The following is a 10714-nucleotide window of genomic DNA, read 5'->3' on the forward strand; positions in this document are numbered from 1 at the left end:
AACAGCCGACCGAAAGCTGAACGGCGGTTCCGTATGCCGGACACGCCGTCCAGATCTTGGATCCGGGGCGTACGCTCGGAGAAGTCATTTCTGCCGAAGACCGGCTGACGGATCTGCTGAAGGAGCGAGCGACGATGCCCGAGCTGAGGTCCCGCACTGTCACCCACGGCCGCAATATGGCGGGCGCGCGCGCCCTTATGCGGGCATCGGGCGTAGCGAGCGAGGACATCGGCAAGCCGATCGTCGCGGTGGCCAACTCCTTCACCGAGTTCGTGCCCGGCCACACCCACCTCGCGCCGGTCGGCCGGATCGTCTCCGAGGCGATCAAGGCCGCGGGCGCCGTGCCGCGCGAGTTCAACACCATCGCCGTCGACGACGGCATCGCGATGGGCCACGGCGGAATGCTCTACTCCCTGCCGTCCCGCGATCTGATCGCCGACTCCGTCGAGTACATGGTCGAGGCGCACTGCGCGGACGCGCTGATCTGCATCTCCAACTGCGACAAGATCACCCCGGGCATGCTGATGGCCGCGATGCGCCTCAACATCCCCACGGTCTTCGTCTCCGGCGGTCCGATGGAGGCCGGCAAGGCGACCCTGGTGGACGGTACGGTCCGCAAGCTGGACCTGATCAACGCGATCTCGGACGCGGTCAACGAGAGCGTCTCGGACGAGGACATCCTCCGTATCGAGGAGAACGCCTGCCCGACCTGCGGTTCCTGTTCCGGCATGTTCACCGCCAACTCGATGAACTGCCTGACCGAGGCCATGGGCCTCTCCCTGCCCGGCAACGGCTCGGTGCTGGCCACGCACACGGCGCGCAAGGCGCTGTACGAGAACGCCGGCCGCACGGTCGTCGAGATCACCAAGCGCTACTACGAGCGGGATGACGAGACGGTCCTGCCGCGCTCCATCGCCACCCGCGCGGCCTTCGACAACGCCATGGCCCTCGACATCGCCATGGGCGGCTCCACCAACACCATCCTCCATCTGCTCGCCGCCGCACAGGAGGCCGAGCTCAACTACGACCTCGCCGACATCGACGCGGTCTCGCGCCGGGTGCCCTGCCTGGCCAAGGTCGCGCCCAATGTGGCCCCCGGCGGCACGTACTACATGGAGGACATCCACCGGGCCGGCGGCATCCCCGCCATCCTGGGCGAGTTGTACCGCGGCGGTCTGCTCAACGAGGACGTGCACACCGTCCACTCACCGAGCATCAAGGACTGGCTGGAGACCTGGGACGTCCGCGGCGGCTCGCCGTCCGACGAGGCGGTCGAGCTGTGGCACGCGGCCCCCGGCTGTGTCCGCTCCGCCGAGGCCTTCTCCCAGTCCGAGCGCTGGGACACGCTCGACACCGACGCCTCGGGCGGCTGTGTCCGGGACGTGGCCCACGCGTACTCGAAGGACGGCGGCCTGGCGGTGCTGAAGGGCAACCTCGCCGTCGACGGCTGTGTCGTGAAGACGGCCGGCGTCGACGAGTCGATCTGGACGTTCGAGGGCCCCGCCGTCGTCTGCGAGTCGCAGGAGGACGCCGTGGAGAAGATCCTCCGCAAGGAGATCACCGAGGGCGATGTCATCGTCATCCGCTACGAGGGCCCGCGCGGTGGCCCCGGTATGCAGGAGATGCTCTACCCGACCTCGTATCTGAAGGGCCGGGGCCTCGGCAAGTCCTGCGCGCTGGTCACGGACGGCCGCTTCTCCGGCGGCACGTCGGGCCTCTCGATCGGCCACGCCTCCCCCGAGGCGGCCTCGGGCGGCACGATCGCGCTGGTCCACGACGGCGACCGGATCCGGATCGACATCCCGAACCGTACGATCGAACTCCTCGTCGCCGACGACGAGCTGGCGATCCGCCGCGAGGCGCTGAACGGCCGGTACGCCCCCGCTTCCCGCGACCGCAAGGTCTCGGTGGCGCTGCGCGCGTACGCGGCGATGGCGACGAGCGCGGACAAGGGCGCGGTGCGGGACGTCTCGCGCCTGGGCTGACCACTCGCGGTACGGCCGACCGCTCGCGATACGTACGGACGGTACTTGGCTACAAGCCGTGCGCCCCGGATCCCGCTGGAGGGACCGGGGCGCACGGCTGTTCTGCGACCCGTGACTGTTCTGCGACCCGTGACGGCCCGGTGCCTACCAGCGGTCCGGCCGCCGGCTGTCGACCGCGAAGACGGACCCGTCGGGCGCGGTGGCGAAGACCGTGCCCGGCTCGGTGACGGGCGCGGGCAGGGTGGGCACGAGCGTGTGGGGCCCGTCGTCCATCCGTGGCTTCGTCTGCCCGAGCAGTACGCCACGCCCGGCGTCCACGGCGAGCAGCCGGCCGTCCCCCGCGCTCAGATAGACGCGGTTCCCGGCGACGGTGGGCTGTGACGCCCGGGTGACCGACGTCTCCAGCCGCCAGCGCACGCCGGCGCTCCCGCCTCCGTCGGCCTTGCCGGATCCGGCGGTGTCGACGGCGAGCAGCGAACCCGTGTACCCCATGACATAGACCGTGTCACCCGCCACGGTGGCCTGTGCCTGATCGACCGGCGTGGGCAGCGGGACGCGCCGTACGGTACGGCTCGACGCGTCGAGCCGTACGACCTCGTTCGTATAGCCGTCGGCGTCCTCGGAGAGCAGGAACAGCGCGTCACCCGACGCGCCCGCCGGGGTCAGGCTGCCCGTCAGCCGCTTCTTCCAGCGCACGGCGCCGTCGGCCGGATCGATGGAACTCACCTCGGTGGCCCCGCCGTCGGACGACGGTGTGGCGGCGAACAGCGGACCGCCGCCGGAGCCGCTGCCGGAAGTACGGTCGGAAGTGTTGACGGTGCCGCTCGGGGAGCCGCCGGGGGAGCCGCTCGGCACCGCCGTCCAGACGGAGCCCGTCCCGCCGAGCCGCCGGCTCCAGCGCTCGTCCCCGGTCGCGCTGTCCAGGGACCGTACCCGTCCGTCGTAGGCCACGAGCAGCACCGTGTCACCGACGTGGCGGACAGAGGCGTACGAGGAGGTCGGGACGGACCAGCGCGTGGCGCCCGAGTCCGGATCGAGCGCCTCCAGCCGGGCCCCGCCGGGGCTGGTGACATGCAGCAGCCCGCCCGAGAGAACCGGAGCCGCGTCGATGTCGGCGTCCGCGTCGCCCTTGTCGGCCTTGACCGACCAGCCGAGGTGGCCGTCCGCGGGATCGAGCCGGGCCGCTGTGATGCCGGGAGCCGTGCAGTAGACGGCCGCGTCGGCGGCCGAGCAGACGGGTATGCGGCTCTCGCCGCCCCTGTCGGGCAGCTTGATGTGCCAGGGGCGAGCCGTCCCGCCGGGCCCGGCCGCGTCCGGCCGCGCGGGGTCGGCGGCGCCGTCGTCCAGCGCGGCGCGGACACCGACGAAACCGGCCGCCGCGACGGCTGCCAGCACCACACCGATCGCCGCCCCTCGGAGGGCCCGCCGCCGGGGGCGGGGCGCCGGCCCGCCGCTTTCCGTCCCGGCATCGCGAGGCTTCCGACTCCCCGGACCCTTCGCGTTTTCCGCGCCGTCCGTGTTCCCCGAGGGGCTGATCCGGAGCTGTCGTGTCCGGAACCGGGCGGGGCGCGTATGAGTGGCCGGGTCCGGATCCGCGTTCTCGGCGGGGACAGGACCGCGCTGCGCCGGTACGAGCGGACTCGCCCCGGGCGACGACAACCGCGCGCCGGGCCGCGCGTCCGTACCGGGTACCGACGAGGGGCGCAGCGCGGCCATCATCTCGTCCGGGGTCGGCCGGTCGGCCGGATCCTTCGCAAGACACCGGGTGATCAGCGGCAGCAGCTTCTCCGGGACCCCCGCCAAGTCCGGCTCGTTGTGCACGACTTGGTACGCGACGATGTACGGGCTGTCGGAGTCGAACGGCCCGCGCCCGGTCGCCGCGTGGACCAGCACCGCGCCCATGGCGAACACATCGGCGGCGGGGCCGACTTCACGCGGTCGCTGGAACTGCTCGGGCGCCATGAACGGCGGTGTGCCGATGAGCTTGCCCGTCTCGGTCCGCAGATCACTGTCCGTCGGGCGCGAGATACCGAAGTCGATGACCTTGGGGCCGTCCGACGCCAACAGGACATTGCTCGGCTTGAGATCGCGGTGCACCACACCGGCCCGGTGGATGTCCCGCAGCCCCTCGGCCAGCCCCGCGCCGAGCCTGGTCAATTCCTCGGCGTCCAGCGGACCGTTCCGCTTCACCCGCTCGGAGAGGGTCGGGCCTTCGATGAACAGGGTGGCCATCCAAGGCCGTTCGGCCTCCGGATCAGCGTCCACGACGGGCGCGGTGAAGGCGCCGCTCACCCGGCGGGCGGCGGCGACCTCCTGCCGGAACCGGGCTCTGAACTCGGGATCCGACGCATGGTTGGTATGGATGACTTTGACGGCGAGACGCAGCCCGGAAGCGGAGGTGGCCAGGTGGACCACGCCCATTCCGCCCGATCCCAGGGCTGATTCGAGCAGGTAGCGGCCGGCGTATTCCGGACGCTCCGCTTCCGGGGCCGACCCGGTATTGCGCAGTGGTGGCATCGCCCACCCCCGTGTATTCGTGCGCAAGCGCGACGCACGGAGCCTAGTCGATGATGCGTGCTATCAAGCCATCGCTTGCTAGCCTGCGCGGCGCAGGGTACGCACCTTCAATGGGGGAGGACCGAATGGCAGTCGAAGAGGTTGAGAGCGGCGCGGTGAATGCCGTGGCGAACGGCGAGGAGAGTGCCGGGGAGGCGTCGGCCGAGACGCTCGCCGAGTCGGCGGTGGCCGTGGAAACGCTGGCGGCGAAGCGGTACGCGGTCCACCCGGACTACCGCGTGAACGTCCGCAGTGGCCCCGGCACGAACTACCAGCTCGTCAAGGTGCTTCCGTACGGCGCGAGCGTTCCGATCAACTGTCAGAAGCCGGGTGAGTGGATCACCGGCCCGTACGGGACGACGAACCTCTGGGACAACATCGCCAACGGACAGTTCGTCTCGGACGCGTATGTCTACACGGGCAGCAGCGGCTACGTCGCGGAGCGCTGCGCCTGAGAGCCTGTCGGGTGGCCTGACCGGGCGCCGCGACGCGCGCCGGGGATAATCGCCGCGTGAGCGAGCACCCCGTACAGCCCGAGCGGCCCGAGCGGCACAGCCACGGCGGCCCCGAGCCCGAGGCCATCCGTTTCTTCGGTACGACCTGGGTCGGCCACGACGGCGGCTACGCACTGCGCCGTGTCGTGGTCGTCGCGGGCTCCCTCGTCACCACCGTCGCCGCCTGCTTCGTGCTGCGCTTCGCGTACGAGGGTCTGGAGATCGCGGACGTGGGCGCGTTCGTCGGGGTGCTCGTCATCGCGGTCTTCTCGGTGTGCGGCGCCATCGCGTTCCGCCGGACCTGGGACGGTTTCCAGCGCCGTCCGGCCGATGCGGGCCGCGAGGAGTCCCTGCACAGCGTCAAGACGATCGGTTTCATCGGCGTGCTGGTCGCGTACTTCCTGCGCTCTCTCGTCGAGGCCCCGGGCGAGGGGCTGCGCCGCAAGGAGTACGAGACGGCCGTCGTCCAGTACGAGCGCCGTCGCAGCGCCCGCGCCGGAAACCCCGCCGCCCGCGGCGGTGGAAAGGGCAGCAAGCCCAAGCGCGCGTAGGCCGCGCCCCCCGTCGCCCCCCGTCGCCCCCCGTCGCGCCCTGTCGCGCCCTGTCGCGCCAGGATGGGTGCATGACCGAACGCGCTCTCTCCTTCGACGCCGTGGCCGACCAGTACGACGAGGCCCGCCCCGGCTATCCGCCCGCCCTCTTCGACGCCATCGAGGAGATCACCGGCCGCCCGCTCAATGGCTCCCGCGTCCTCGACGTGGGCGCCGGTACCGGTATCGCCACGCGCCTGCTGCGCGCACGCGGCGCCCTGGTCACCGCCGTCGAGCCCGGACCGCGGATGGCGGCCCGGCTGCACCGCGCCGCCCCCGGCGTTCCGCTCGTCCGGGCCCTCGGCGACGCGCTGCCCCTCGCGGACGGATGCGCCGACCTCATCACGTACGCCCAGTCCTGGCACTGGACCGACCCGGCCCGCTCCGTGCCGGAAGCCCTGCGGGTCCTGCGGCCCGGCGGCGGGCTCGCCCTCTGGTGGAACATCTCGGAGGGCGATGTGCCGTGGATCGCGGCCCAGGACGAACGGGTCCGCCGCTGGGCCGACGACATGCACCACGGCGCCCACAGCTCCACCGGCCGCGCACAGAGTCTGCCGGCCGCGATGGACCGCGCGGAGCGCCGTATCACCTGGACCCGCCGCGTCACCCTCGACACCCATCTCGCCAATCTCGGCAGCCACTCCGTCTTCCGTACGCGCGGTGAACAGGCCGCGGCCGACTTCCTCGCGGACGAGCGGGCGGAGCTGCTCAGGCTCTTCCCGGACGGGACCGTCGAGGAGGCATATGCCGTCGAGCTGACGGTCACCGCCCGCGCTTGACGGCGGCATCGGCCGCGCCCATTATTCATCACATGATGAATTTTACTGAGGGCGCCATCCGTGCCCGCGGTCTCACCGTGCGACGGGGCGACCGCACCGTCCTGCGCGGCCTCGACTTCGCCGTATCGCCGGGCCGGATCACCGGCCTGCTCGGCCCGTCCGGCTGCGGCAAGTCGACCCTGATGCGCGCCATCGTCGGCACCCAGGCCAAGGTCACCGGCGCCCTGGACGTCCTCGGTCTGCCCGCCGGCGACGGCGCGCTGCGCGCCAGGATCGGCTATGTCACCCAGGCGCCCTCCGTCTACGACGACCTGACAGTGCGTCAGAATCTCGACTACTTCGCCGCCGTGCTCGACCCGGGACGGGCCCGCCGCAAGGCCCGCCGCGAGACGGTCACCCGGGCCGTCGGCGACGTCGACCTCGCCTCCCACGCCGACTCGCTCGCCGGCAGGCTCTCCGGCGGCCAGCGCAGCCGGGTCTCCCTCGCCGTCGCCCTGCTCGGCACCCCCGAACTGCTCGTCCTCGACGAACCGACCGTCGGCCTCGACCCCGTACTGCGCCGCGACCTCTGGGAGCTCTTCCACCGCATCGCCGCCGAGCGCGCCGCGACGATCCTCGTCTCCTCCCATGTCATGGACGAGGCCGAACGCTGCCACCGCCTCCTCCTCATGCGCGACGGCGAGATCCTCGCCGACGACACCCCGGACGCCCTGCGCACCCGTACCCGCACGGAGACCGTGGAAGCGGCCTTCCTCCACCTGGTCGACGAGGCCAACGCACTCCAGGAGAGCGTCCGATGAGCACCGCGACCCCCGGTACGACGACGGTCCCCGGCACGGCGACCCCGTCCCGCACCACCGCGGCCCCGATGTCCGCCGCCCGCACCCTGGCCACCGCCGCCCGTGTACTGCGCCAGCTGCGCCACGACCCACGCTCGATCGCGCTGATGATCCTCGTCCCGTGCGTGATGCTCTTCCTGCTCCGCTACGTCTTCGACGGCAGCCCGCGCACCTTCGACTCCATCGGCGCCTCGCTGCTCGGCATCTTCCCGCTGATCACGATGTTTCTGGTGACCTCGATCGCGACCCTGCGCGAGCGCACCTCGGGCACCCTGGAACGCCTGCTCGCCATGCCCCTGGGCAAGGCCGACCTGATCGCCGGGTACGCCCTGGCCTTCGGCCTGCTCGCCATCGTCCAGTCCGTCCTCGCCACCGGCCTCGCGGTCTGGGCCCTCGGCCTGGAAGTGGTGGGATCCGCCTGGCTGCTCCTCCTGGTCGCGCTCCTCGACGCCCTGCTCGGCACGGCACTCGGCCTCTTCGTCTCCGCGTTCGCCGCGTCCGAATTCCAGGCGGTGCAGTTCATGCCCGCGGTGATCTTTCCGCAGCTCCTCCTCTGCGGCCTCTTCACCCCGCGCCCGAACATGCAGCCCGTCCTGGAGGCCATCTCCAACGTCCTGCCGATGTCCTATGCCGTCGACGGCATGAACCAGGTCCTGCGCCATACGGACGTCACCGGCGACTTCGTCCGGGACGCCGTGATCGTGGCGGGCTGCGCCGCGCTCGTACTCGCCCTGGGCGCCGCGACCCTCCGCCGCAGGACGGCATAGAAGACAGCAGGACGGCATAGACGACAGGGGCCGGCCACTGCCACCCCCGCCGCCCAGGTCATCCCGCCGACCCGGTCACCCCGCCGCCGTACCGCTCCTCGGACACCTCCCGCGCACCTCCCGGCCCCGGTGCGAGGATGGTTCATGAAGGACAGCAGCAAGGAAAGCAGCACACATCCCCACCGGCGAGGTGACCCCGCAATGCCCCAGACAGTCGCAGTCCTCGGTACCGGAAAGATCGGCGAGGCCCTGCTCAGCGGCATGATCCGGGCCGGCTGGCGGGCCGCCGACCTGCTGGCCACCACCCGCCGCGCCGACCGGGCGGAGGAACTCCGCGACCTGTACGGCGTCGAGACCGTCACCAACGCGGACGCCGCCAAGCGCGCCGACATCCTCATCCTCGCCGTCAAGCCGCAGGACATGGGCAAGCTGCTCGACGAACTCACCCCCCATGTCACCGCCGACCGCCTGATCATCAGCGCCGCCGCCGGTATCACCACCGCCTTCATCGAGGAACGCCTGACCGCGGGCACCCCCGTCGTACGCGTCATGCCCAACACTCCGGTGCTGGTGGACGAGGGCATGTCCGTCATCTCGGCCGGCAGCCACGCCCTCGCCGTCCATCTCGGCCACGCCGAAGAGATCTTCGGCGGCGTCGGCAAGACCCTCCGCGTCCCCGAGTCCCAGCAGGACGCGGCCACCGCCCTCTCCGGCTCGGGCCCGGCGTACTTCTACTTCCTGGTCGAGGCCATGACCGACGCCGGCATCCTCCTCGGCCTGCCCCGCGCCCAGGCCCACGAACTCATCGTCCAGGCCGCCATCGGCGCCGCCGTCATGCTGCGTGACAGCGGCGAACACCCCGTGAAGCTCCGGGAGGCCGTGACCTCCCCGGCCGGCACCACCATCAGCGCCATCCGGGAGCTGGAGAACCACGGTGTACGGGCAGCCCTGATCGCCGCGATCGAGGCCGCCCGCGACCGCAGCCGCGCCCTGGCCACCGGCAACGGCTGACCCTCCGCGGACGCGGCTGCCCGTCAGACCACAGCTCAGCCGGCCGGCAGCAGACCGATGGCCCGATAGGCCGCGTCGACCACCGGGCGGGCCATCCCCCTGGCCCGCTCCGCTCCCTCCTTCAGTACTCCGTCGACATAGCCGGGATCCGCGGCCAGTTCCGCGTGCCGTTCCCGCAGCGGCCGCAACAGCTCGACCACCGCTTCCGCCGTGTCCTTCTTGAGCGCGCCGTACGAGTCATAGGCACCGGCCAGCTCGTCCGGGCTCCCGTTTTCGCACGCCGCGAGGATCTCCAGCAGATTGGCCACGCCCGGTTTGTCCTCCCGGTCGTATTCGACCTCCTGCCCGCTGTCGGTGACGGCGCGCATGATCTTCTTCCGCGCCATGTCGGCGTCGTCCAGGAGATAGACGATTCCGGCACCGGACTCGTGCGACTTGCCCATCTTCGACGTCGGATCCTGGAGATCCATGACCCGCGCGGCCACCGGCGGCCGGGTGGCCTTCGGCACGGCGAACGTATGCCCATACCGCTGGTTGAACCGCACCGCGAGATCCCGGGTCAGCTCCACATGCTGCGTCTGGTCATCACCGACCGGCACCTCATCCGTGCGGTAGGCCAGGATGTCCGCGGCCATGAGCACCGGATACGACAGCAGCGAGAACCGCACGCTCTCCCCGGACTCCAGCGCCCGCGCGCTCTTCTCCTTGTACTGGATCATGCGCCGCAGCTCACCGTCGGTGGCCGTGCACTCCAGCAGATACGAGAGCCGCGCGTGCTCGTCCACATGGCTCTGTACGAACACGGTGCACAGGGCGGGATCCAGCCCGGCCGCCAGCAGGAGCGTGGCGGCCTGCCGGCTGAGTCTGCGCACGCGGGCGGGATCGTGTTCGACGGTCAGAGAGTGTAGATCCACCACGCTGAACAGCGCGTCGGCCCGGTGCTGATCGACCTCGACCCATCTGTGTACGGCCCCGAGGTAGTTGCCCAACGTCAGATGCCCCGTCGGCTTGATCCCGCTGAAGATCCGCGTCATCTCTCTCATCACCCTCCGGATCGGAGCCGCCGCTTTCAGCGGCTGGCTCTCCGAGAGGAGAAACGCGAACGGCCGCCGGGGCGGCGGCCGTTGAGTGCACACGTGTGTGGGTGGCCGCCGTCAGGCGGCCCACCACTGAAGGTTGCACGTGTGCGTTGTCATGGCCACCAGACTAGCGGCCGAACCCTCAAGTTGACATGCCAAACACAGATCCGTAATGTTCTCTGGGCTGTCCGACGTGAGCACCGGCGCAGGTCGGTCCCCGGACAGTCATTCAGCACGACCCACTAGAAGCGAGCGACCACTGGTGTCGCATTGTTTTGCGTGAGCTTTTGCGAATGAGGAATCCGCGTTCGATGGGATGCGGCCCCGATTAGCGTCGGAGCAGTAGATTCCGCTAAAGTCTCACTCGTCGGAACGGCCCAACGGCCGGGATGACAGCACACTCTGACTGGGAATCAGGCCCGAAAGGATCTGGTAGAGTCGGAATCGCTGGAAAGGGAAACGCAAAAGCGGAAATCTGGAAGGCGGCCCCGCTCCGACGGGGAATCGGACACGGAAGAGTCTGATAGAGTCGGAAACGCAAGACCGAAGGGAAAAGCCCGGAGGAAAGCCCGAGAGGGTGAGTACAAAGGAAGCGTCCGTTCCTTGAGAACTCA

At 70.6% G+C, this 10714-nt stretch carries 9 protein-coding genes; 7 read left to right on the forward strand and 2 right to left on the reverse strand.

Features of this window, described 5'->3' with window-relative positions; translation table 11 throughout:
• Positions 1 to 134: 134 nt before the first annotated feature.
• Positions 135 to 1985 carry a dihydroxy-acid dehydratase gene (gene ilvD, locus ACIRQP_RS04480; protein WP_403883231.1) on the forward strand — a complete coding sequence of 617 codons (1851 nt, stop codon included), beginning with the start codon at positions 135 to 137 and terminating at the stop codon, positions 1983 to 1985.
• A 144-nt stretch (positions 1986 to 2129) separates the two neighbouring features.
• Here the strand turns inward: ilvD and ACIRQP_RS04485 are convergent, their stop codons facing one another.
• Positions 2130 to 4502, reverse strand: coding sequence for a PQQ-binding-like beta-propeller repeat protein (locus tag ACIRQP_RS04485; protein ID WP_403883234.1), 2373 nt, complete (start codon positions 4500 to 4502; stop codon positions 2130 to 2132).
• A 125-nt stretch (positions 4503 to 4627) separates the two neighbouring features.
• Here ACIRQP_RS04485 and ACIRQP_RS04490 point away from each other — a divergent pair, with 125 nt between their 5' ends.
• The 6 genes from ACIRQP_RS04490 (at position 4628) to proC (ending at position 9021) form a co-directional block, all read left to right on the forward strand.
• Positions 4628 to 4996 (forward strand): hypothetical protein, encoded by a 369-nt coding sequence (locus tag ACIRQP_RS04490; protein WP_403883237.1) that lies wholly within the window; start codon positions 4628 to 4630, stop codon positions 4994 to 4996.
• 56 nt (positions 4997 to 5052) lie between these two features.
• Entirely contained in the window at positions 5053 to 5586 is a 534-nt protein-coding gene (locus tag ACIRQP_RS04495) for a hypothetical protein (RefSeq protein WP_403883240.1), read from the forward strand.
• Positions 5587 to 5657: 71 nt separating this feature from the next.
• Positions 5658 to 6404 (forward strand): class I SAM-dependent methyltransferase, encoded by a 747-nt coding sequence (locus ACIRQP_RS04500; protein ID WP_403883243.1) that lies wholly within the window; start codon positions 5658 to 5660, stop codon positions 6402 to 6404.
• A 32-nt stretch (positions 6405 to 6436) separates the two neighbouring features.
• The gene (locus tag ACIRQP_RS04505; RefSeq protein ID WP_403883246.1) at positions 6437 to 7204 is read left to right on the forward strand and encodes an ABC transporter ATP-binding protein; all 768 of its coding nucleotides are present in this window, start codon (positions 6437 to 6439) and stop codon (positions 7202 to 7204) included.
• Positions 7201 to 8010 carry an ABC transporter permease gene (locus ACIRQP_RS04510; protein WP_403883249.1) on the forward strand — a complete coding sequence of 270 codons (810 nt, stop codon included), beginning with the start codon at positions 7201 to 7203 and terminating at the stop codon, positions 8008 to 8010. The genes ACIRQP_RS04505 and ACIRQP_RS04510 overlap by 4 nt, the downstream gene beginning before the upstream one ends.
• Before the next feature lie 201 nt (positions 8011 to 8211).
• Positions 8212 to 9021, forward strand: coding sequence for a pyrroline-5-carboxylate reductase (gene proC / locus ACIRQP_RS04515; protein ID WP_403883253.1), 810 nt, complete (start codon positions 8212 to 8214; stop codon positions 9019 to 9021).
• Between the two features lie 35 nt (positions 9022 to 9056).
• Here proC and trpS read toward each other — a convergent pair whose 3' ends face one another.
• Entirely contained in the window at positions 9057 to 10055 is a 999-nt protein-coding gene (gene trpS / locus ACIRQP_RS04520; protein ID WP_403883317.1) for a tryptophan--tRNA ligase, read from the reverse strand.
• Positions 10056 to 10714 lie beyond the last annotated feature (659 nt).

It is taken from the genome of Streptomyces sp. NPDC102274 (genome assembly GCF_044766385.1).
Lineage (GTDB): Bacteria > Actinomycetota > Actinomycetes > Streptomycetales > Streptomycetaceae > Streptomyces.